We start from the raw sequence: 22,676 nt of genomic DNA, 5'->3' as shown, positions 1-22,676 counted from the left end.
GCCGAATCAGACAGAGTCAACCAATACTGCCTCTTTCGGACGTTTTGCGATCAACAACGACATGACTGCAGCGATCGCGCAGAGCGCGCCGGCCACCAAGAAGGCAGCGTCGTACGAGCCGATCTGATCACGAACGAGACCGGCCAAGAAGGCCACCAGACCCGCACCGATCTGGTGCGATGCCAGCACCCAACCGAACACGATGGGGGCGTCGGCGCCGAAGTGTTGACGGCACAGCGCGACGGTCGGCGGAACCGTCGCCACCCAATCGAGCCCGTAGAAGATGACAAACGCGATCATCGGCGGATTCACGGTGTTGGCGAGCAACAACGGCAGGAAGAGCAGCGAGATTCCGCGGAACAGGTAGTAGATGCCGAGAAGTTTTCGCGAGTCCATGCGGTCGGTGAACCAACCCGAAGCGATGGTGCCGACCATGTCGAGGATTCCGATCAACGCCAACAGGGACGCGGCAGTCGTGATCGGCATTCCGTGGTCGTGCGACGCCGGGACGAAGTGCGTGCCGATCAGGCCGTTGGTGCTCGCGCCGCAGATCGCGAAGGTACCGGCGAGAAGCCAGAACACCTTGGTCTTCGACGCCATCACCAGCACCGAGATCGCCCGGCCTCCGGCACCGCCGCGCTGGTAGACAGGCTTGGCTGGTGGGGCGTAATCGGCGGGCGCGCCGTAAGGCGTCGTACCCACGTCTGACGGATAGTTACGCAGGAACAGCAGAACGAACGGCACAACGGCCAGTGCGGCAAACGAAACTGTGAAGGCGACGCTCTTCCAGTCGTACGTTTCGGCGATCTTCGCCAGGACCGGAAGGAACACCAGCTGACCGGCAGCACCACCGGCCGTCAGGATGCCGGTCACGAGACCACGCTTCTCGACGAACCAGCGATCGACGACGGTGGCGACAAACGCCAGCGCCATCGAACCGGTACCGAGACCGACGAAGACACCCCACAGCAGAATGAGCTGCCAACTCGAGGTCATGAAGATGGTGAGACCACTGCCGAGCGAGATGAGCGCCAACGCCGAGGTGACGACCGCCCGGATACCGAACCTCTCCATCAAGGCAGCAGCGAACGGCGAGGTCAACCCGTACAGAATCAGGTTGACCGAGACGGCCGCCGAGATGCTGGCGCGCGACCACCCGAAATCCTCGTGCAGCGGATCGATCAGCACCGATGGGGCAGCGCGGAAGCTCGCCGCACCGACCAACGCCAGGAATGCCACGATCGCGACGGACCAGGCGCGGTGAAAGCGCGGCGGGCTCACCTGCTGTTGGCCTGATTCGGGGAGAGCGGTCTCAGAAGTCACAGAGAGAATTCTGCAGTTCGGATTCGATCGAGAACAGTGGCCAGATTGCCAATATATGAAAGAATCAAGCCATGTCTGGTCCGCATCGCGTCGTCGTACTGGCTCTGAATGGAGTCATCCCCTTCGAACTCGGCATCCCGGCGCGCATCTTCGGACGTGCCCTCGACGTCGAGGATCGGCCGCTGTACGAGATCCTGACGTGCACCGTCGACGGCAATCCCGTGCAGACCGACGCAGACTTCAGCATCTCGGTCGACCACGGGAGCGAGTTGCTCGCCACCGCCGACACCGTCGTCATCCCCGCGTCGTACGAGTTGGGTCCGGCCTACGAAGACGGTTACCTCTCCCCCGAGTTGGCCGCAGCTTTCCAACACATCCGGCCGGGCACTCGGCTGGTCTCGATCTGCACCGGGTCGTACATCCTCGCCGCGGCGGGTCTGCTCGACGGACTCCGCGCCACGACGCACTGGCGCAACACCGACCATTTCCAGCGTGTCTATCCCAAGGTGAACGTGGATCCGGACGTGCTGTTCGTCGACGAAGGCCACATCCTGACCTCGGCCGGGGTGGCGTCGGGAGTCGACCTCTGCCTGCATATCGTCAGGCGTGACCACGGCATGGAAGTGGCGAACACCGTCGCGAGGCGTTGCGTCGTACCGCCGTGGCGCGACGGTGGCCAAGCTCAGTACATCCGACGCCCCCTGGCCGACAAGCCTTCGGAATCGACTGCCGACGCTCGGCACTGGGCCCTCGAACATCTCGACGACCCGATCACCCTGGCGGACCTGGCGACGCGCGCCAACATGAGCGTCCGCACGTTCAGCCGTCGATTCCGCGACGAAGTCGGAACCACACCGAACCGCTGGTTGACCAGCAGACGCGTCGATCGGGCGCGGGAACTACTGGAGGAATCCGATCTGTCGATCGATGCAATTGCAGCTCGAACCGGCTTCGGGACCGCGACATCGATGCGTCAACACATGAACGAGGCGCTCGGCGTTTCACCGAGCGCCTACCGACGCACGTTCAAGGCACCGGCGTAAGCGGCAGTACCAGGCACTATCCTGGAGGCCATGGCCGAACAGACTCGCCCGAACTTTCCCCAGTACTGCGGATACCTCCTGGGGAAGACGCTCCCCGACCGGTACCAGGACTGGGTGCGGAACGATCTGGTCGGACCGGGTGCGCAGGCTCGCTACATCATTCGTTTCACCGTGCCGGCGACGCTGATTCTTCTGCTGTTCCTGTTGATTCCGGGACCGATCTGGATTCCCTTGGCCATGATGGCTTTGCTGCTCATCCCGCTCGCGTACTTCGTCGTGGCGCTCGGGACCATCTACCGCCGTCACCGCCTGCTGAGCCACGGACTCGATCCCGAATTGCTCGACGAGAAGGCCCAGCGCCGTGCCGATCGCACTCGCGAGGACTACGAGAAGCGGCACGGTCGCTGAGCACCCCTCAGCGGAACATCGTCACTGCGGCCTTGGCGAGGACCTTCGGATCCTTCTCGTAGTGATGCATCTTGGTGAGCTTGTCTTCCGGAATCCCCAGGAACTTGTAGACGGCTACCTGAGCACAGCGCACCGAGTACTGCTCGGTGAACACCATGTCGAACGGCAGCTCCGCGAACTGACTGATGAACGCCAGGTTCTTGGAGTGCTTCGGCACCACCAGCGGCCGGTCGCCGACGGCGCGCCGATTGAACAGCGCACTGGCGTAAGGCATATGGCTGGGTATCGAATTCACGACGCTGTCCATAATCTCTTGTCGACGCGCGGCGAGCGCACCGCTCTCGTCGAGCGCCTCGAGGTGTCCGAGCGTCTCTTCCAGCATTTCCCGCCCGGTCATCTCGATGAACGGCTTCTTCACGTAGTCGCCGTCCTTGCGCGGGAACAGACAGTAACCCCAGAAGACTCCTTCGTTCTCCTTCTGCGCGTGGTAGTGCGGCTGATGGTGGACCACGATCGACAGAAGCACGTTCGAGTCCACGAATGTGTTGAGCGCATTTCCGGGGAGCTGCTTGGTGATTCGGGAAATCTCGTTGATGAGCTCGTGTGACGAAGTGGTGACGGTGAAGCTGGTCCACTCACTCTGCGCCCGGTCCCCGAAGAACTTGTCGGGATTCCCGAGATCGTAGAAATGCTCGGTGGCCTGCTTCCACAGCAGCGCACTCGGTGCGTATCTCATGTCTTCGACGATCGGGGTGTCGAGATCGCCGATCGACGAACTGTCGGTGATGCTGCCGTTGGTGTCGAAGACGAAATCGCCTTCCGCCACGTCGATTCGGCCCTTCTCACCGGTGCGGACGTTTTCGTAATCGAGTCCCGTCACGATGATCTCGTCTCGTAGCGGGGTGTCCTTGAACACGAACTCCGTGATCTTCAGTTCGTTGACGAACTTCACGCCCTTGCCTTCGAGGAAGGCCCGCATCGGCAAGATGATGCTCTCGTACTGGTTGTACGGGGATCTGGTGACACCGGCAAGAGTTTGAATCCGACTGAACTCGAGAATCATTCGGTTCATGTACCGGCGCAGCTCCATCGCCGAACTCACCCGCTTGAAAGCAAATGTGGTCTCCCACATGTACCAGAAGTTGGTGGTGAAGAAGTGCGGAGTGTCCTCGAACCACTGCTCGATACTGATGTCGTCGAGTTTTGCCTCGTCCGACTCCGGCATCGTCATCAGCTTCGTCAACAAGTACCGATCCTTGTTGTCGAATTGCATGTGCTTGTAGTCGTTTTCACCCTTGTTGCGAATGCCGTCGCGATCGATCAATCGTGCGACGTCGTGCGTTGGATGCGCGTGGTCGAAATCGAGAATGTCATCCGTCACCGATTTTCCCGGGTTGTCCAGCGACGGAACCACACTCAGCACGTCCCAGAGGTTCTCATAGGTCTCCTCGTTGAGCATGCGACCGCCACGATTGACGAAGCCCGCGTCGTTGCCCAGCTCGCGATGACCGTACTGGTGCTGGAAGGTAGCGGCAGATTCGCCGTCGTTCGCTCCATGCATGTCCAGCCCCATGATGGTGATGTCCTCACCGCTCCACTCACCGTCTCGAATCAAATAGACGGCAGCCGAGAGGTTTCCGATGCCGGCACCGATCATGTAGGCCTTGTGAGACAGCTTGGAAGACATTGGGTTTCGTTCCTTACTCGAGTCGCGGTACGGATACCTTCCAAGCATGGACCCCTTTGCCCGCTGGCGCATCACCCGAACCGGATGACGTCCGTCACGGTCGCTGAAGGCGCACCAGATCCAGTGCAAAACGCGCGTAGTCGCGTGCAATTTCCTCGGGCGTTTGTGGTCCGCTCGGCCGATACCATTGCGCGACAGAGACACACATCACGACTATTGCACGCGCGGCCTGTCGCGGCCGATCCGTCCCGAACACACCGGCAGCGATTCCGTCGTCGACCTGCTTCGTCATCAACCATTGCTGGTAGTTGCGTGATTCCGTGATGCGCAACCTGTTCTCGGCTGTGAGACTGCGCATTTCGCTGGCACCGAGAAATCCTTGATCACGCCGATAGATATGGAACAAGGTCACACATTCGACGAGGAAAGCCAGCCTTTCGGAGGGACTTTCGCCCTCGTCGATAGCCGCCAACGATCTCGTGTTCAGTTCAGCCATGGTGAGGTCGAGAATTTCGGCCAACATCTGTTGCTTGCTGGAATAGTGGTGATACAGACCCGGAACACTCATCTGCGCACGTTTGGCGATCTCACGCATCGCAGCACCGTGATATCCGGTCTTCACCATCTCCGCGAGCGCGGCCGCCAACACCGGATCGAACGAACTCGGGCCGAACCTTCGCCACTCGTTCGGGCGAAAATGTGCGTTCGGGTCGGCGTCGTCGCCTCCCCATCGTGGCTGTTCTGGCGGACGCACTATCGCAGCCGGGAGCAGAGCGTCGAAACGCACTCCGAGAATCCCGCCGATTGCCGCCAACCGGTCGACGCTGACTCTGGTCTTTCCGGTCTCGACAGCGCTGAGGGTAGCCGGGCTGACATCGAGACGCCTGGCCAATTCACGCAGCGAGAGCCCGCTGTGACGCCGCGCTTGCCGGATCGACGCTCCGATCAGGACGGCATTCTCGAATTCGGTCACAGTGTTCAGTATTCCCGAACATTGGATTTCCAACAATGCGATGACCACGGCAATCGATGAACCTGTTGACTACTGATTATCGGCCTGAACATGATGTGGATCACAAAGACCCAGGTCCGCCCGAGCGATCGTTCGGTGTCGGTAGCGAGAGGATCGAATCACCATGACCGAGGCGCCATATCTTGGAGAACTCCTGCGCGACGCACCCAGCAACTGGGGCAAGTGGGGAGAGTCCGACGAGGTCGGTTCACTGAACTACCTCGACGCCGGACAGGTGCTTCGTGGCGTCGGAACCATCAAGCAGGGTTCCGTGTTCACGCTTCAACGGCTCATCGGCGACCCCAAGGGTGATCCGGTCTGGCCGGGCCGGAGCCCCGCCGAGCGCACACAGATCTTCGACGAGAGCAGCTGGGACGGCGACGACGCACCCAACTTCCCCGGCGGCCTGCATTACGCGGACGACAAGATCGACGCGTTCCTGCAGGGCTCGACGCAGTACGACGCACTCGGCCATGTCTGGTACGACGGCGCCCTGTGGAACGGATACTCCGCTGACACCACTGTCGGCGGCCTCGAGAAGGCCAGCGTCGAACCGATTGCCGACCGTGGCGTCGTCGGACGCGCAGTACTTCTCGACATGGCGAAGTTCCGCGGCAAGGAAAACCTCGACAAGGCCGAAACATTCACGCACCATGATCTTTTGGCCTGTGCCGAAGCGCAGGGCGTCACCATCGAGAAGCGTGACATCCTCGTCATCCGCACCAACTTCCTCAAGCTGTTCTTCGACCAGGGCGAAGCCTTCTACGAGGGCTTCTGCGAGCCCGGCTTGATCTACAGCCCCGAACTCGTGCAGTGGTTCCAGGACATGGAGATCCCCAACCTTGTCACTGACACCATTGCCAACGAGGTCACCACCGACCCCGAAAACGGTGTGGCACTGGTTCTCCACAACGCATTGATGCGCAACCTCGGAGTGGTATTCACCGAGATCTGCGATCTGGAGAAGTTGGCCGCGGACTGCGCGGCCGACGGCCAGTACACGTTCCTGTACGTCGCCGCACCACTCAAGGTTGCCAAGGCCAGCGGCTCTCCCGTGAATCCGGTTGCCATCAAATGACATACGAAGATCGCCCTTGGTTGGCGTTGTACCGCAACGACGTTCCCCCCGACATCGACGTCGAACACCCCACGATGCTCGAAATGTTGGCAGCGGCGGTCCGCTCTGATCCGGACGCCACGGCTGTGAAGTACTTCGACGGTCAACTCAGTTTCGCCGAACTGGATCAGCAGAGTGACGCCCTGGCCCGAGCACTCCGAGCCGGTGGACTGGTGAAGGGTGACCGCGTCGCTCTGTTCCTTCAGAACGTTCCGCAGTTCGTGCTTGCGCTCGCCGGAATCTGGAAAGCCGGCGGCGTCGCAGTCTCGATCAATCCCATGAGCCGTGAACGAGAACTGGGATACCAACTCGAAGATTCCGGAGCAGCGGTTCTGATCGCTCTCGAGGGGCTCTACGAGTCCGTCGGCCGCAATGTCGTCTCCGACTCGCCGGTCAGGCGAGTCATCACCACCTCGGAACTCGAGTACCAAAGCCGCAACGATCCGAGGATTTTCGACGGAATCGTGAAGAAGGACCTCGGTACCGACGATCTTGCGACGCTGATCGACCAGCATCGTCTCGGCGATCCGATCACTACCGACGCTGCACCGGAAGACATTGCGGTACTGACCTATACGTCGGGAACCACAGGTCCGCCGAAGGGAGCGATGACCTCTCACGCGAACATGACCTTCAACGCCCAGGTCTACCGTGACTGGCTGGGGCTCACCCCGAAAGACACGGTTCTCGGCGTCGCACCGCTCTTCCACATCACGGGGTTGATCGGTCACATCGCGGTGTCCGTCCTGGCGAGAATGCCGCTGGTGCTGGCCTATCGCTTCCAGCCCGAGGTGATGCTCGACGCGATTCGTGAGCACCGCCCGACATTCACAGTCGGCGCCATCACTGCGTTCACCGCACTGCTCAACACTCCGGGTTGCGCGCCGGAAGACTTCACCTCCATGCGGTTGCTGTATTCCGGCGGCGCACCCATCTCGCCGACAGCCGCCGAAGCAGTCCGCGCCATGACCGGTGCTGCGCTGCACAACATCTACGGGCTGACCGAGACCACGTCGCCCACTCACGCCGTTCCCGTCGGGGCAGATACCCCCGTCGACCCCACATCCGGAGCACTGTCCGTCGGCGTTCCAGTACCCAACACCGTGGTCCGCATCGAAGACGAGGGCGGTGCGGTCCTGCCGATCGGAGAGATCGGCGAACTGGTCGTCCGAGGTCCACAGGTGGTGCGCGGTTACTGGAACAAGCCGGAGGAGAGTGCGTCGGCCATTCGCGACGGGTGGTTCCACACCGGCGACGTCGGTTTCATGGACGAAGCCGGCTGGTTCTACGTCGTCGACCGTAAGAAGGACATGATCATCGCGTCCGGCTACAAGGTGTGGCCACGCGAGGTCGAGGACGTTCTTGCCGAGCATCCCGCAGTCCGTGAGGCGGCAGTCGTCGGGATCGCCGACGAATACCGCGGTGAGACGGTGAAGGCGTTTGTCAGCCTCGTCGCGGGGGCGTCCGTCACCCCGGAAGATCTGATCGATCACTGCAAGCAGCGGATGGCGGCGTACAAGTACCCACGCTCCGTGGTGCTGGTGGAGGAACTGCCCAAGACCGTCACCGGCAAGATACTGCGACGGGAACTGCGCACGATCTCTTGATCGCGGGGCAGCGGGCGGACTTCGCGGTCCGCCTGCTGTCTGATCGCGCACAGTTTCCGGTCGACCGCGCCATTGGGGTAATGGAACAGTAATATGTGCTGAGTACCCACGGACAAACGGGAGACATCAGTGAGCAAGTTCGGACGTAAGAAGCAGCCCACGCCCAAGAGCTACCAGTGGCTGGCCATGACCCTCATCGCTTTGTCGCTCTCCGTGTCGATCGGGATTGCCGCCAAACCCTCCTGAGCTCTGCGAATCCGAAACTTGTAACCCCGCGTCCATCTGCACATGGGCAAATAGGTGCAATTCGGACGCTTAGCTGTTCTAACTTTCCTTCCGTCGTGTCACCTCGGCACCGACGGAGAGGATCAACTCACCATGCGAAGCTCACGCTTCGGCGTGCTGGCCGCTGCCGGCGCTGTCGGACTAGTGCTTGTCACCAGCAGCGTCCAGTCCATCGCCACGGCGTCACCGTTCGGTTCGCTCGACGCCGGTTCGAGCTCCGGTTCGACAGAGATACCAACCGTCAGCGACGGCGGCTTCACGTCCAAGACGCCCTACACTCCCGGCCAGCGCATCGCCGACTATCAGGCGCCGCCGACGGGATACTCCCCCGTGTACACGGAAAGTGTTGCGCGCCATGGTTCCAGAGCACTGTCGAGCCTGAAGTACGACGACCTGAGCCTGCAGCTGTGGGAAATCGCCGAAGCCGAGAACGCATTGACTCCCGTCGGCAAGGAATTCGGCCCGGCCCTCCGTGATCTCATGGCCGCCAACAAGAAGCTGGGGTACGGCAACCTCAGCGGACGCGGGATCACCGAACACAGACAGCTCGGCGCGCGGGTCACTGAACGCCTCCCCCAACTGTTCGACGCCATCGCAGCGCAACAGGGCACCATCACCTTGACCTCGTCGGGTGTGGACCGTGCCGTGGACAGCGCCGAGAACTTCGCGCAAGGGCTGACCGGTGCGTTTCCAGCCGTCGCCGGCGATGTTGCACCGGTGACCACGGATGCCGACCTTCTCTACTTCCACGACTCGGATGCAAACGCCGACTACAAGGACTACGAAGAGTCCGATCCTCGACTGAAAGCCGTCGACGACCAGATCGCCGATCTTCCCCGCACCCGCGAGGTCTCGCGGCACATGATGCTCAGGCTCTACTCGGAGGACTTCGTGAACCGGCTGAGTGCGGGCGAGTTCTCACTCGTCGACCGTGGCAAGGGTTCCAGCACGATCGACAACGAAGTCGACGCCGCGTACATGCTGTACAACACGTACATCATCACTCCGGGCATGGCCGAAGAAGGCAAGTGGAATTTCGAGCGGTTCATCGAACCTGCTGACGCGCAGTGGCTCGCATACACGAACGATGCCGAGGACTTCTACGCCAAGGGCCCGGGCTTCACCGGTGAAGACGTCACCTACCGGATGGCAACTGTCCTGCGCGACGAGTTCCTGCGCGGCCTGCAGAAACATACCGGCGACGACGCCGTCCCGGGAGCGGATTTCCGGTTTGCACACGCAGAAACGATCATCCCCTTCGCAGCACTCTTGAAACTGCCGGGAAGCACCGTCTCGCAGGCGGAGGGCGACCTCTACACCTATGCGAACAACCCCTGGCGCGGATCACAGGTCAGCCCGATGGCTGCGAACGTGCAGTGGGACGTCTACGCCGGACCGGAGGGTAAGCGTCTGGTCCGAATGCTCTACAACGAGCGCGAGACAGCATTTGCTGCCCCGTGCGCTCCGGTGAGCGCCGGGAGTTTCTTCTACACGCCGGACGAACTGGCCCGCTGCCTGCCGGAGATTTCACCGGCAGCCTGAGATCCGGCAACTCGGGATCCAGCCAGCGGTCGACGAGGGCGCGCCCATACCTGGTGCAATGCCAGCATGCGCGCCTTCTCGTCGTCTTCCATCAACAAGGCGTCGCAGATCCTCACGATAACCGGAGCCGAAACACCAACGGACGTACCCTGTTCCAGCCGCTGATAGTGATTGAAGCTGATGTCGGCAATCTGCGCGACATCGCGCCGACTGAGGCCGTGCATTCGGCGAGCACCCTCGCAGCGCATGCCGACCTTTTCGGGCGCAAGACTGTTTCGTTTTTCGACGAGCATCTGGCTCATCAACTGACGCGCGCTCGACCCGTTCACGTCGCCACCTTTTCCATCCCTGAAATATGCTTTCACCTAACATGTTTCAGAATATGGGATGGGGCGGACCCGGCGGTATCTCCGAGATGACAGATAATCACGCGATACCGCCAACCCTGTGCCCGTCCAGGCCGCGACGACGAGGCTCAAGATCAGGCTATGAACCTGCCGATCGTCGGATTCGACTGGCAGATGGGACTACTGCCCCAGTTGATCGAACCGAACGCCGTCGCAACGACATTGCCGACGCCGGTGTTCACCGTCGCGGACAGGTACGGATAAGTACCGACCAGGTCGACGATTCCGGACTTGCCCGTGTCGGTGTTGACCCACGCAACGGTCACCTGACCCGCCGCCGGGATGGGTGCAGCGGCCGGGAACGAATCGAAGCGAATGTCACCCTTGGCGATGGGCGGATTGGATTCTGGCCCGGACTGGCCGGTGAGTCCGGTCAACGAGGCCAGCGACCCCTGATTCGGACACCCGATAGTGACGGCGGCGCCGCCGAAAGGGTGGGGCGGATCAGCCGAGGCGACTCCGGCGAACATGACGCTCGCGGCAATCGGTAGTCCGATGGCCGCAAAAACCCCGGCCGTGCGTGTGACGCTCATAGCTGCTCCTCGGGTCGACAACACTTTCCGGATACCCCTGGTACAACGCCCGAAACGAAGGCAAGACGACTATTCACACCCCCTAGACAACGCGTGTTGTCAGAACTACAGTCGGTGGTGCAGCTCACACCTATCTCTGCCGCGTGCAGACCAGTCCCAGGGAGTGTTCAGATGAAGCGCTACGACCTCCGCAGTCGCACGGATCAACTCGATCCCGAAACCGATTACGAAGAGATGTCGCGCATTCTCGCGGCGCAAGAGTTTCCCTGGGACATCAATCAGGCGCTCAGCTTCGCACTGTTTCGTACATACGCTGTCCCCTCGATCGGCAAGCTCCTCTTCTCCACGGGCGAGTTCACCGACAAGGTTCAGAAGCGCTACGACGACACCAGCCTGATCCTCGACGCCATCCTCGAGCACGGCCTCCGCAGCACCGAAGGCCGCAAGAGCGTGCGTCGAATGAATCAGATGCACGGCTCGTACGACATCTCCAACGACGACATGCTCTATGTCCTGGCCACCTTCGTCGTCACGCCGGTCAGATGGCTCGACGAGTACGGCTGGCGGAAGATGACCGACAACGAGATCGTCGGGTCGACGAATTATTACCGCCACCTGGGTCGGTACATGAACATCAAAAACACTCCTGACACCTACGAGGGCTTCGTCAAACTTCTCGACGACTATGAGCGCGAACACTTTTCATTCGATCCCGGCGCCCGAGCCGTCGCTGATTCCACCCTCGACCTGATGTGCACCTTCCCGCCCAACAACCTGGCACCGAAGGCTCTGGTCAAGGGATTCGCCTTCGCTCTCATGGACGATCACCTACTCGACGCCTTCCACTACAGGCACCCGAGCACTGCGATGCGCGTCGTCTCACGCGGTGCGCTGAAGGTCCGCGCGCGCCTGCTACGGTTCTTCCCCGTGCGTACGAAGCGGAAATTCGCCCGCGAACTGCCCAACATCCGCAGCTACCCGAACGGTTACAAGGTCGAAGACCTCGGCACCTTCCCCACGGGATGCCCGGTCAAGCACCTGCAGGCAGACCAGCAGGCCCAAGCGTAAGCACCTGGGATACTTGCACGGTGGCGCAACCCTGGATGCTCGAGGATCTCGAACCGTGGCGCGACACCCCCCATGCCTGGCGATACTTGCGAACCGACGACCTATTGGGCCAGTCCCGAAATGTTGGACCTTCCCGCCGAGGTGTGCTGCGAAATCGATGCACGCATCGCGACCGTGACAATCGACGGCCGCACTGAGCACATAGCCCATCTCGGAAACGGATTTACGACACTGATCGGCGACGATGTCGGAGCCGTCGGCAAGACGCGGTTGAGAGGCTGCCTGGTGTGGGATCGCTACCTCTGGACTCGATACCGCACTCAGCCCACCGGGCGCGTGCGGGTGAAAGAGCGGCCCGGCCACCTCGTTCAACACGAAACACTCTTGACGACAATTGATCCCGGTCTCTTCAACGTCGTCTTCGACGGGCCGACGGTGTACTGCGAGACGAATTGGGTACCTACCGATTTCGGCGTCCGCTGGAACACGCTGGTAGTCGAACTCGAGACTTGGAAGTGATCGGGCGTCAGTGCCAATACGGCGGATCGATATCCGGGTCGTCGAGCACGGCGTCGATCCGCGAATCAGCCACAATTCGAATGATGGCCTCCTCGGGGGCCGCAATGGTCGCGAAATGTGGATCGACATCATTGGTTATGCACCAGGAATGATCAGCCGGCCAGATGAAGGCCGGATCAGGGGAAGAACCCCACGGCCAACGAGCTGAGTTTTCCACGCTCCAATCGGCGTAGTCGGCAAGCGTTCCACGAAAGAGCCAGTAGTCACGATTGGGGATCTCGAACCGCGGAACGTCATCACCGACTGCCGACCCCCACCCGGTCCACATGCAGAAATAGCACTCGTCGGGTGTGGTTGTGTAACTGGACAACACATCCAGGGCGAAGCCGATCAGCACTTTCTCTTCCGGCCCGGTTTGATCGAAGTCGACATCATTGGATTTCTGACCGGGAAAGCTCGGATCGGGGATGAACCGTAAGCGCGCATACTTCGGAAATCCGATCGGGCCGCGCCCCGCCAACTGATACCAAGGAAGATCCTGATCGACCAGCCAATCGGTAGCCGCCAGATCTGTGCACAATGTCAGGCCCGTGCTGGGCTGATCCGTAATTCTCATGCCTGGGAAAGGGAAGAGCCTCGACCCGCGCGACGCAGGGTGATCAATTCATGGTTCGTCTCGGCGTCGTGTCGACGCCCCTCTTCTTCGAACTCCATCAGCGCATAGAACCTGCGGGCGCGATCGTTGAGCGTGTAGACCTCCAGTGTCACCTCGCCGTGCATGGTTGTGGCGTGTTCGACCAACGCCCGCCCGACGCCCAACCCTTGTGACGCCGGCGCGACGAACAGTCCCCCGATTTCGGAGCCGATCATTCCCAACAGTCCAACGACAGCGGAGTTGTGCTCAGCGACCCAATTGTCGGCCTGAATCAGATAGACCTCTCGCATCTTCTGCTCGCGTTCGCCCGTCCCCTCACCCGCAAGGAACGGATGGGCTTCACGGGCAGCGCGCGACCACAGGTCGACGACCACGTCCTCATCCGAGGGCTGGTAGCGGCGAATGATCAGATCCTGGTTCACAATCCGACCATACCCTCAGACATTAGAGGACTGGCTGGCGCCGAAAATGTTCAATTCGCGGATCTACGCACGACGACCCCGACGTATATCAGTGGACGATTCCGTTCGTTGCCGCTCCGCAGTTACTGCGGTGTGCAAGGGTTGTCCGATGACTGACGGTGATCCGGTAACTAAGCGCGGAGGTCCGGCATCCTGGTGGAAGGTGACAGCGATTGTCACCGCAGTGCTTGTCACTCTCACATGCGGCGTCATCGTGTGGTCCTTCATGCCGCCGGTTGTGTACTTTCCGTTCTTTGCGCTCGCAGCCTCAGTACTGCTCGGTTTGGGCGGAGTGTGGTTGATACTCAGCCTGATTGGCTGGATGAAGTACAAAACTCTGCGTTTGAGCACGATCGCGCCGGTGATCGTGCTCGTCACCGGTGCGCTCGTGACCTTGTCCGTCCCTTCGCGTGCTGCGTTTGCATTGTCGAAAGATTCGCTCGAAGCAGTGGCCGCGGATTGCCAGAAGTCGATGGACAACCAAACAATTGGCGTCTACCGGGTCCTGCAGGTCTGGCCCGTCGGCAACGGGTGCCGCTTCCACATCGAGGGTGGTCTAATCGATTCGATCGGATTGGCGTACTTACCTGACGGCGCACCATATCTCGGCAAGCCCCGCCGCGACGGCGAGATCGGATACCAGGAGTTCGACGGCGACTGGTACTCGTTCGTTCAAGCGTTTTAGCAGCGAGAAACTAGCCGACCAGCTTGGCCTTCAGAAGCGCGATCGTGTCCGCAGTGAGTCCGAGACCTTCGGTGAGATAACCGTCGACGGTTCCGTAATCGCTGGCTACCTGCGCGAGTCCAGCTTCCAGGTACGAAGCGTCGACACCGAGGGCCGGCTCGAGATTGGTCGCCACCTGCGGGCTCAGGGCCTGAGAGATCTGCGCAAGGATCTTCTCGTTGGTCGCCTGAAGGTAGGTGTTGCTCAACAGATAGTCGTCCATGATCGTCTGGGCGGGGACACCGGCGATGGACTGCAGCAACATCGCGGTCCAACCCGTGCGGTCCTTGCCTGAGGTGCAATGGAACAACTGCACCCCGTCACTCGCAGCGATGTCCGAGAGGACCTGCTTGAAGCCGGCACGGCGAACGGGATCGGTGACAAAACTGCGGTTGGTGTCGACCAAGAACTGCTTGGCCTCCTCCGGCGACTTGATCGTCGTCGCGAGCTGGGTGAGATCCTTGAACTCGATGGGGATGTTCGTGTACGTCACACCGTCCGGGAGTTTGTCCGCGCCACCGATGAACGGGTTGGAGATCTCGGTTGCGCCGCGCAGGTCATAGGCGTCGGCAAGCCCGAGGCCGGTGAGTGTCGTCTTGTCTGCGTCGGTGGTAGCGGTCAGCGCATTGGACCGGTAGATGACGCCGCGCTTGAGGTGTGAGCCGTCGACGGTGGCGTATCCCCTACCGTCGTTGCCGGCAACGTCGCGAAAGTTGGCCACGGAGGCCAAATTCGGTGTCGGCGCGAGGACAGGATCGAGCGAGCCGAGATCGACCGCTCCAAGCGAGCCTGTGTTGAGAGAGCCCAGGTCGAGCGGGATTGCCGTGGCGGGAGCAGCAAACATCAGACCACCTGTAACAACTAATGCGGCGGCCTTTGCAGTGCGAGCGAACAACATTCGTGTGCGTGTGGACATGTGGCAGTGCCTCTCTCTGCAGTTTGGGATTTGTGGTGTGGTGATCTGGAGTTATGGAGCGACATCACCGATGCCGGTAAATCCGTATCGCTGGTGAGGTCCGATGACTGCTACCTCGAACAGGCCTGTCCCGGTGCGGGTTACGCCGTCCTCGACGAGGGTGAACCGAGCCAGGTTGTCGACCGGGCACAGCATCTTCTTCCACGATTCGATGTCCGAAACCTTTTCCCGCAGGCCTTGAACCACCAGTTCGCCCTGCCACATCCCGTGGCGCCAATCCTGCTCGAGTCCGTAGCCCGTGCCGACACCGATGTAGTTGGGCAGTATCGGTTCGCAGGTGATCTCCAGGATGTGGTCGGATTCGCCTGGTGCACCGGGGCGCCGGAAGTACAGAGTTCCGCTCTTCACCTCGCGAGTACCGGAAATGAACGTGAGCTGGTGGTCCGGTCGACCCAACCACTCCGGCTCGCGCGAGCGGTCTGCCCAGACGCGAGTCGCATCTTCGAGGATTCGGCGTCCCTGCTGATCTTCTTGAACGATCGTGACGATGGTGAAGTCGCCGAATTGCATGATCGAGTAAATCCAGAAGAAGTTCTGACTGCCGGCTATCGCCGGATCTGCCTTGCGTCCAGGCGGTTCCGCTTCGCCGACCGGTCGCACACCCCAGGACCGATCGCGATTACCCCGCCACGTCTCCGGGGTGACCGGGATGGCGTCGCCGTCGACGGTCACGGATCCGGACCATGCTCCGGTCTGCACGAATCGTTGAGTATCGAAGGTGACTCGTTCGAGCTGGCGATGGAAATGTCTGGCCTCGAGATTGGCGGGGCCGTCGGACTCGAAGGTGAGGTCGAAGCTCAGGTCCGGCGCTTCGGGACTCGGGTCCAACACCACACGTAGGCGGTGCAGGCCCTCGATGATTTCGATTCGCAGCGGGCCTACTGACAGGTCCATACGATCGTCACCCAAGGCTCGGGATGCCCGGAAGACAATATGGTCTTCGCCGCGCCGAAGAACCGCAAAGCCGTCGCATACACCGAGATTGGGGTACTGACCGAGACCGATGATGAGAAACAGCGGCTCGGTGTCGCCGTCGACGCCGGCATGGCAGTTGAAGTAGTAGCGGTCGTAGAAGTTTCGATCCGAGGTGCCCACGTGGCGGATGGTCTCGGCGATCTGATGTACCGGGTAGTCGTCGAGCGGGGACAGTGTCATCGTGCATCTCCTGTTGTGAGCGGGGATGTTGCGAGCGACTCCCAGTAGGTGCCGTCGAGCATGGCTTCGAGTGTCTTGTGGTGCAGGATCATCTCGTCCGGGTTGTCGGGGAATTCGGCCTGACCGAAAGCCACTGCGCGACTTTGGACTCGGAACATGATCACCGCGTGCCGCAACGCGGCGTAAAGGATGTAGAAATCTAGATCCGCAACCTGGTGGCCGGAAAGCGAGCCGTAGGCATCTGCCACGTCCTCGCGACGAAGGAAGTCCGGCATTCCGGGGAGTCCTGCCATGGCAGCGAGATCCTCGAAGAACCTGTGCTGGAAGATCATCCAGCCGAGGTCCAGCTCACGCGGCCCCAGTGTGGCCATCTCCCAGTCGAGGACCGCCGCCGGCTCGAATTCGCGGTAGATGACGTTTCCGATCCGCGAGTCTCCCCAGCAGAGCACTGCGCAACCGGCATCGACGGGAAAATTCGCTTCGATCCAGTCGAAACCGCGCTCGATCAAAGGAGATCCTGGTCCGTCGGCTGTTGCCCACTCGTAATAGCGTCGCTGGTCCTCGAGGTGCGCGCGAAGTGCTTCTGCCCCAGTCGGTTCGGCACCCTCGCGGCACAACTCGGGGAGTGCGAGGTGCGGATCGGCCATGGCGTGTAGCTCGGCGAGCACCCGGACCGATGACTGCTGGAGTCGAGAGCAGTCGTCGGCCGAAGCTTCCGAGAGCCACGAGCCGAACGTGTACGGCATGACGTCTGGCGGGATTTCGCCCTCGCGCCGTTCCATCACGAAGAACTCGCCGCCGAGCGCGTCCGGGTTGCTCTCGGACCAGTACACCCGCGGGATCGGCACCGACGTGTGAGCGGCGACGGCACTCATGACCCGAAACTGCTGGTCCAGGTTGTAAGACGGAAAGATCGGTACCGCACTGTCCCGCGGGGCGATACGGGCGACCAGGCGATGCTCGCCTCGAATCCCGTCCTCGATCCACGTCGCATCGAACAGCACAGTCTCGTTGGACATGCCGTTCGCGGCCGGCACCTCGACCGAAGTCACCGAAGGTTTCGAGCCTCGCCACAGCACGGTTGCGAGCCAGCCTTCGAGGCTGCGCCGCATCTCTGCCGGGTCGTTGCGGGATTCGCCGGGCCTGGCAAATTCGGCGTAGTCGGGATCTTCGCCGGAGTTTTCTGTTTCGGTTCGAAGGTTCATCACCACTCCTCGTGGTTCGGTGGCGCCGATGCGCACGTGCCGATTGTCGATACAATATGTATCGACTAAAGCCGTGACAGAATGTAACGGCCATCACAGCGATACCGCAAGGGATTTGCCCAAAATGTCCAAAGATTCCGAAACTCAGCACCGCCTGGGCCCGCAACGAAACCCTGCAATCGACGACGCAGTACTGGACGCGACCAGGCAACTGTTGGAAGAAAAGGGGTATGCGGGCACGTCCATCGACGCCATAGCCACGCGTGCCGGAGTGGGGCGTCCTGCCATCTACCGTCGGTGGCCGTCGAAGGCACACATCGTCAACGACGCGATCTATCCCGTACTCGACGTCGAACAGGGCGCGGACATCGACACCGAACTCGGCACCGAGGGCACGATCGCGGATCAGATCCGCGCGCTGGTGCACGGCGCGGTTGCTCTGTTCGCAGCTCCCGCCACACGAGCCGCTGCTCCCGGATTGATGAGCGAAGTGCGAACAAACGCGGAATTACGCGACGTTCTCGTGGTGCGGCAACTGGCCGGAGTCCGCGTCGAGCTGAACCGTCGACTCGAGGCGGCGAGAGAGCGCGGCGACATCCGAAGCGGCGTCGACGCCGACGCTCTTCTCGACATCATGGCGGGCGCGGCCATCTTCGCGCTGTCGGTTCGTGACGTCTCGGACCCGGGACCGTTTGCCGATTCTCTTGCCGACATAGTGCTGAACGGCATACTCCCCGACGACAACTAGGCGCCAACCCCGCCGACTATCCTGTGGGCATGACCGAGCCTGTAGCGACCGCTGACCTTGCCGACGAGATCGGACCCGACATCCGTAGCTGCGACACGCAGTTCACCCAGTTCGGTGGACGTGAAGTGTTTGCCGGCCCCATCACCACCATCAAGTGCTTCCAGGACAACCTGCTCGTGAAGCAGACCCTCAGCGAACCGGGCAACGGCGGAGTCCTCGTCGTCGACGGTGACGCGAGCATCCACACCGCCCTGGTCGGCGACATCATTGCCGGCCGCGGCGTCGACAACGGCTGGGCCGGCGTCATCGTCAACGGAGCCGTCCGCGACTCCGCGATCCTGCGCACCCTCGACATCGGCGTCAAGGCTTTGGGCACCAACCCGCGCAAGAGCACGCAAACCGGTTCGGGCGAGAAGAACGTGCCGATCGAAATCGGCGGAGTCACCTTCAACCCCGGCGAGATCGTTTACAGCGACCAGGACGGCGTCGTCGTTCGCGAAAGCTAGTCAGAAGTCGCGGGATCAGGCGGGGGCTTCCACTTTGGCGGCCATCCCGCCGATCTCGACGACATCGCCGTCACGAAGCTGACGGCCCCGACGATCTTCGACCTCACCGTTGACCGAAACCATGCCGTCGGCGATCACTTCCTTCGCCTCCGCGCCCGATTCGATGAGGTTCGCGAGCTTGAGAAACTGACCGAGCCGAATCATTTCGTCGCGGATGGGTACTGCTGGAATGTTGTCGGTCATGTCAATCATCTTCCTCCTCCCACAAAACTGGACACGACAGACCACACTTAGCGTGAGGATCTGATCGACCGGTAGGAGAGGAAGCTCGATGGCACCATTGACCGAGGTATCGGACACCACTGCAGAGTTGGTGGAATCGCCACCCGAAAATCCGCGCCAGGCGCGTCGATTCCGCAAAGGGCGGTTCAGCCAGGTTCCCCATATCTCGGGACTGATCCTCGGAGTCTTCTCCGTACTGGTGTTCCTGTGGAGCATCTCGCCGGTACTGCGGCACATCCTCCGCGTCCCACGCGAATACATCGACAGCTACTACTTCGACGCACCGGATACGAGCCTGTCGTGGGCGCTCGTCGTCGCCCTGCTCGCCGCCGCCCTCGCGAGCCGCAAGCGCATCGCCTGGTGGCTGTTGACGATCTACCTGTCACTGATCACCCTCACCAACATCGCCTCCGCGATCGTCGACAAGAACCCGAACAACGCCGTGGCGGTTGTCGTTCTGCTTGTCGTGATCGGAATCCTCATCGCGGCGAGGCCCGAGTTCTACACACGCGTACGGCGCGGCGCCGGCTGGAAAGCACTCGGCGTGCTGATCGGCGGCATGGCTGTAGCGACCGTGATCGGTTGGGGCCTTGTCGAACTCTTCCCAGGTGACCTGCCGCAGAACCAGCGATTCCTCTGGGCCCTGAACCGCGTCACCGCTGCAGCTTCGGTCGACAACGAGGTGTTCGACGGCCACCCGCGTGTCTTCGTCAACACGGTCCTCGGTCTCCTCGGTGCCATCGCGCTCCTCGCAGCCGTCATGACGCTCTTCCGCGCGCAACGCTCCAACAACGCCCTCACCGGAAATGACGAGTCCGCGATCCGCGGGTTGATCCAGAACTTCGGTGCCGACGACTCTCTCGCTTACTTCGCCACCCGCCGCGACAAGGCGGTCATCTTCGCGCCGAGCGGCAAGGCCGCGATCACGTACCGCGTCGAGATCGGCGTCTGCCTCGCCAGTGGTGATCCCATCGGTGATCCCGAAGCGTGGCCGCACGCCATCGAAGCGTGGCAGGGGCTCGCGTCGCAGTACGGCTGGGCGACGGCCGTCATGGGCGCCAGCGAAACCGGGGCGACGGCATACAAGAAGGCGGGCCTGAGCGTCCTGCAGCTCGGCGACGAAGCGATCCTGCGCACCCGCGAGTTCAATCTCAACGGACGCGACATGCGCCCGGTGCGCCAGGCGGTCACCCGCGTGAGGCGTCACGGCGTCACCGTCCGGATGCGACGCCATCGCGACATCCCGCCCGAGGACATGGCAGCCGTCATCATCCGCGCCGACGACTGGCGCGACACCGACACCGAGCGCGGCTTCTCCATGGCGCTCGGCCGACTGGGCGATCACCTCGACGGCGATTGCCTCCTCGTCGAAGCCGTCATGGGTGAAGGCACCGAGGACGAAAGCGTCGTCGGCATGCTCTCGCTCGTGCCGTGGGGACCGAACGGTGTTTCGCTCGACCTGATGCGCCGTAAGCCGACGGCGCCCAACGGTGTCGTCGAATTGATGGTCTCGGAGTTGGCCACACGTTCGGACGAGATCGGCGTCGTGCGAGTCTCGCTCAACTTCGCCGTGTTCCGCTCGGTGTTCGAGGAAGGTTCGCGCATCGGTGCGGGCCCGATCCTCCGCATCTGGCGCTCGGTGCTCGTCTTCTTCTCCCGCTGGTGGCAGCTCGAAGCGCTGTACCGCTCGAACGTGAAATACCAGCCGGATTGGGCGCCGCGCTTCCTCTGCTTCGAGGACAACCGCGAACTGCCGCGCGTCGGATTCGCGTCGGCCATCGCCGAAGGCTTTGTGGTGCTGCCCAGTTTCGGGCGCAAGTCCAGCCAGGTCGTCAAGCACACCGGTACGCATGCGGCGGTGCCGGCAGCTCTGGTGACGTCCGAAGGACTGCATGCCGACGGCAGCCCGCCGGACTCGGCGCCGACGTTCACGACCAACGGTCCGCGTCGACCCGAGCAGGTCCGCGTGCGCATGAACAAGCTCGCGCAACTGGCCGACGAAGGGATCGCCGCCTACCCCGTCGCCTATCCACCGACGCACACGATCGCGGCCGCAGCGAAGTCACCGGAGGGCACCCGCGTGCGAATCGCGGGACGCCTCCTGCGGGTCCGCGACTACGGCGGAGTGGTGTTCACGGACGTGCGCGACTGGTCCGGCGACATTCAGGTCCTGGTCGACCAGGACAACGTCGGCCGCGAGAAGCTGGCGGAGTTCGCTGCCGAGTTCGATCTCGGTGACCTGATCGAAGTCAGCGGAACCATCGGGCGCAGCCGCAAGGGCGAGCTGTCGCTCATTGCCGTCGAGTGGCGCATGAACGGCAAGTGCCTGCACCCGCTGCCGGACAAGTGGAAGGGCCTCTCGGATCCCGAGACCCGCGTCCGCCAGCGGTACCTCGACATCGCCCTCAACCCGAAGGCCCGCGAACTGCTCGAGGCTCGAAGCGCCGTCGTGAAGTCGCTGCGCGATTCACTCGGTGGTCGCGGATACCTCGAAGTCGAGACCCCGATTCTGCAGCAGGTGCATGGCGGCGCGAATGCCGCTCCGTTCCTGACACACATCAACGCGTACAACCTCGACCTCTATCTCCGCATCGCACCCGAGCTGTACCTGAAGCGGTTGTGCGTCGCCGGTATGGAGAAGGTGTTCGAGATCGGCCGCGTGTTCCGCAACGAGGGCGTCGACTTCAAACACAATCCCGAGTTCACGATCCTCGAGGCCTACGAAGCCCACAGCGACTACGAGGGCATGATGCGGATGTGCCGCGAGCTGATCCAGGCGGCGGCCGTCGCAGCATTCGGTCGCGAGATCATCATGCGTCCCGGCCCGGACGGCGAACTGGTCGAGGTCGACATCTCCGGTGAGTGGCCGGTGAAGACGATGCACGGCGCCGTCGCCGAAAAACTTGGTGTCGACGTCTCCCCCGAGACAAGTCTCGAAGACCTGCAGAAGTTGTGCGACGCCAATGAGATCCCGTACCAGTCCAGCTGGGATACCGGCGCCATCGCGCAGGAAATGTACGAGCATCTGGTCGAGGACTACACGGAGTTTCCGACGTTCTACACCAACTTCCCCACCTCGATGTCGCCGCTCACCCGGCCGCACCGCAGCATCCCCGGCGTCGCCGAGAAGTGGGACCTGGTGGCGTGGGGCGTCGAACTCGGAACCGCATACAGCGAGCTGACCGACCCTGTGGATCAGCGCAACCGGCTCACCGAGCAGTCGATGCTCGCGGCCGGCGGCGACCCGGAAGCGATGGAATTGGACGAAGACTTCCTCCAAGCCCTCGAACACGCGATGCCGCCGACGGGTGGTCTCGGGATGGGCGTCGACCGAATCGTCATGCTGATCACGGGTGGCAGCATCCGCGAGACGCTGGCCTTCCCCCTCGCGAAACCGCGTCAGTAGTCCGGAT

22 protein-coding genes are annotated in these 22,676 nt (G+C 61.9%); 11 read left to right on the top strand and 11 right to left on the bottom strand.

Annotation, left to right across the window (positions count from 1 at the left end; all coding sequences use genetic code 11):
- Positions 1-6: 6 nt before the first annotated feature.
- A complete protein-coding gene (locus ACN50D_RS23285) occupies positions 7-1,323 on the bottom strand; it encodes an MFS transporter (protein WP_030536659.1) in 1,317 nt (438 codons plus the stop codon).
- 71 nt (positions 1,324-1,394) lie between these two features.
- On the opposite strand from ACN50D_RS23285, the gene ACN50D_RS23280 reads away from it, so the two are divergent.
- Positions 1,395-2,366: a GlxA family transcriptional regulator gene (locus ACN50D_RS23280; protein WP_212634043.1), complete on the top strand. Its 972-nt coding sequence runs from the start codon at positions 1,395-1,397 to the stop codon at positions 2,364-2,366.
- 30 nt (positions 2,367-2,396) lie between these two features.
- Positions 2,397-2,774 carry a DUF5313 family protein gene (locus ACN50D_RS23275; protein WP_003943558.1) on the top strand — a complete coding sequence of 126 codons (378 nt, stop codon included), beginning with the start codon at positions 2,397-2,399 and terminating at the stop codon, positions 2,772-2,774.
- A gap of 7 nt (positions 2,775-2,781) precedes the next feature.
- Here ACN50D_RS23275 and ACN50D_RS23270 read toward each other — a convergent pair whose 3' ends face one another.
- Together ACN50D_RS23270 and ACN50D_RS23265 are read right to left on the bottom strand one after the other, a co-directional pair.
- Entirely contained in the window at positions 2,782-4,509 is a 1,728-nt protein-coding gene (locus tag ACN50D_RS23270) for an oleate hydratase (RefSeq protein ID WP_212634042.1), read from the bottom strand.
- A 46-nt stretch (positions 4,510-4,555) separates the two neighbouring features.
- Positions 4,556-5,434 carry a TetR family transcriptional regulator gene (locus ACN50D_RS23265; RefSeq protein WP_307850573.1) on the bottom strand — a complete coding sequence of 293 codons (879 nt, stop codon included), beginning with the start codon at positions 5,432-5,434 and terminating at the stop codon, positions 4,556-4,558.
- A gap of 163 nt (positions 5,435-5,597) precedes the next feature.
- Here ACN50D_RS23265 and ACN50D_RS23260 point away from each other — a divergent pair, with 163 nt between their 5' ends.
- The 3 genes from ACN50D_RS23260 (at position 5,598) to ACN50D_RS23250 (ending at position 10,024) form a co-directional block, all read left to right on the top strand.
- Positions 5,598-6,551 carry a cyclase family protein gene (locus ACN50D_RS23260; protein WP_007735859.1) on the top strand — a complete coding sequence of 318 codons (954 nt, stop codon included), beginning with the start codon at positions 5,598-5,600 and terminating at the stop codon, positions 6,549-6,551.
- Positions 6,548-8,197: a class I adenylate-forming enzyme family protein gene (locus ACN50D_RS23255; RefSeq protein WP_007735858.1), complete on the top strand. Its 1,650-nt coding sequence runs from the start codon at positions 6,548-6,550 to the stop codon at positions 8,195-8,197. The genes ACN50D_RS23260 and ACN50D_RS23255 overlap by 4 nt, the downstream gene beginning before the upstream one ends.
- 378 nt (positions 8,198-8,575) lie before the next feature.
- Complete coding sequence (locus ACN50D_RS23250; protein WP_003943593.1) at positions 8,576-10,024, top strand: histidine-type phosphatase; 1,449 nt, start codon at positions 8,576-8,578, stop codon at positions 10,022-10,024.
- Here the strand turns inward: ACN50D_RS23250 and ACN50D_RS23245 are convergent.
- Entirely contained in the window at positions 9,970-10,353 is a 384-nt protein-coding gene (locus ACN50D_RS23245) for a helix-turn-helix domain-containing protein (protein WP_058227381.1), read from the bottom strand. The two genes, ACN50D_RS23250 and ACN50D_RS23245, sit on opposite strands and share 55 nt — an antisense overlap.
- Before the next feature lie 152 nt (positions 10,354-10,505).
- A complete protein-coding gene (locus ACN50D_RS23240) occupies positions 10,506-10,964 on the bottom strand; it encodes a hypothetical protein (protein ID WP_003943607.1) in 459 nt (152 codons plus the stop codon).
- A gap of 171 nt (positions 10,965-11,135) precedes the next feature.
- Between ACN50D_RS23240 and ACN50D_RS23235 the strand changes: the two genes are divergently transcribed.
- Positions 11,136-12,032 (top strand): oxygenase MpaB family protein, encoded by an 897-nt coding sequence (locus tag ACN50D_RS23235; RefSeq protein WP_212634040.1) that lies wholly within the window; start codon positions 11,136-11,138, stop codon positions 12,030-12,032.
- 120 nt (positions 12,033-12,152) lie between these two features.
- Positions 12,153-12,551 (top strand): hypothetical protein, encoded by a 399-nt coding sequence (locus ACN50D_RS23230; protein WP_249343251.1) that lies wholly within the window; start codon positions 12,153-12,155, stop codon positions 12,549-12,551.
- 7 nt (positions 12,552-12,558) lie between these two features.
- Here ACN50D_RS23230 and ACN50D_RS23225 read toward each other — a convergent pair whose 3' ends face one another.
- Positions 12,559-13,167 carry a hypothetical protein gene (locus tag ACN50D_RS23225; RefSeq protein WP_003943589.1) on the bottom strand — a complete coding sequence of 203 codons (609 nt, stop codon included), beginning with the start codon at positions 13,165-13,167 and terminating at the stop codon, positions 12,559-12,561.
- Positions 13,164-13,628: a GNAT family N-acetyltransferase gene (locus ACN50D_RS23220; protein ID WP_003943603.1), complete on the bottom strand. Its 465-nt coding sequence runs from the start codon at positions 13,626-13,628 to the stop codon at positions 13,164-13,166. Before ACN50D_RS23220 ends, ACN50D_RS23225 begins: the two co-directional genes overlap by 4 nt.
- Before the next feature lie 148 nt (positions 13,629-13,776).
- Between ACN50D_RS23220 and ACN50D_RS23215 the strand changes: the two genes are divergently transcribed.
- The gene (locus ACN50D_RS23215; protein WP_037130951.1) at positions 13,777-14,352 is read left to right on the top strand and encodes a hypothetical protein; all 576 of its coding nucleotides are present in this window, start codon (positions 13,777-13,779) and stop codon (positions 14,350-14,352) included.
- A gap of 10 nt (positions 14,353-14,362) precedes the next feature.
- Here the strand turns inward: ACN50D_RS23215 and ACN50D_RS23210 are convergent, their stop codons facing one another.
- Genes ACN50D_RS23210 through ACN50D_RS23200 form a run of 3 tightly spaced genes read right to left on the bottom strand, consistent with a single transcriptional unit; the run spans position 14,363 to position 17,727 of the window.
- The gene (locus tag ACN50D_RS23210; RefSeq protein WP_050794040.1) at positions 14,363-15,307 is read right to left on the bottom strand and encodes a tyrosine-protein phosphatase; all 945 of its coding nucleotides are present in this window, start codon (positions 15,305-15,307) and stop codon (positions 14,363-14,365) included.
- 51 nt (positions 15,308-15,358) lie between these two features.
- Positions 15,359-16,522 carry a hypothetical protein gene (locus ACN50D_RS23205; RefSeq protein ID WP_212634039.1) on the bottom strand — a complete coding sequence of 388 codons (1,164 nt, stop codon included), beginning with the start codon at positions 16,520-16,522 and terminating at the stop codon, positions 15,359-15,361.
- Entirely contained in the window at positions 16,519-17,727 is a 1,209-nt protein-coding gene (locus ACN50D_RS23200) for a phosphotransferase family protein (RefSeq protein WP_212634038.1), read from the bottom strand. Before ACN50D_RS23200 ends, ACN50D_RS23205 begins: the two co-directional genes overlap by 4 nt.
- 124 nt (positions 17,728-17,851) lie before the next feature.
- On the opposite strand from ACN50D_RS23200, the gene ACN50D_RS23195 reads away from it, so the two are divergent.
- Both ACN50D_RS23195 and rraA read left to right on the top strand, forming a co-directional pair.
- Positions 17,852-18,475 (top strand): TetR/AcrR family transcriptional regulator, encoded by a 624-nt coding sequence (locus ACN50D_RS23195; RefSeq protein WP_208689992.1) that lies wholly within the window; start codon positions 17,852-17,854, stop codon positions 18,473-18,475.
- A gap of 29 nt (positions 18,476-18,504) precedes the next feature.
- Entirely contained in the window at positions 18,505-18,981 is a 477-nt protein-coding gene (gene rraA / locus ACN50D_RS23190; protein ID WP_003943552.1) for a ribonuclease E activity regulator RraA, read from the top strand.
- Positions 18,982-18,996: 15 nt separating this feature from the next.
- Here rraA and ACN50D_RS23185 read toward each other — a convergent pair whose 3' ends face one another.
- A complete protein-coding gene (locus ACN50D_RS23185; RefSeq protein WP_003943569.1) occupies positions 18,997-19,224 on the bottom strand; it encodes an RNA-binding S4 domain-containing protein in 228 nt (75 codons plus the stop codon).
- 88 nt (positions 19,225-19,312) lie between these two features.
- Here ACN50D_RS23185 and lysX point away from each other — a divergent pair, with 88 nt between their 5' ends.
- Positions 19,313-22,669 (top strand): bifunctional lysylphosphatidylglycerol synthetase/lysine--tRNA ligase LysX, encoded by a 3,357-nt coding sequence (gene lysX, locus ACN50D_RS23180; protein WP_003943575.1) that lies wholly within the window; start codon positions 19,313-19,315, stop codon positions 22,667-22,669.
- The last annotated feature ends 7 nt before the right edge of the window (positions 22,670-22,676 follow it).

It is taken from the genome of Rhodococcus sp. SB1D (assembly GCF_048573875.1).
GTDB lineage: Bacteria > Actinomycetota > Actinomycetes > Mycobacteriales > Mycobacteriaceae > Rhodococcus_F > Rhodococcus_F qingshengii.
This window is presented reverse-complemented; position numbering and strand designations above follow the sequence as displayed.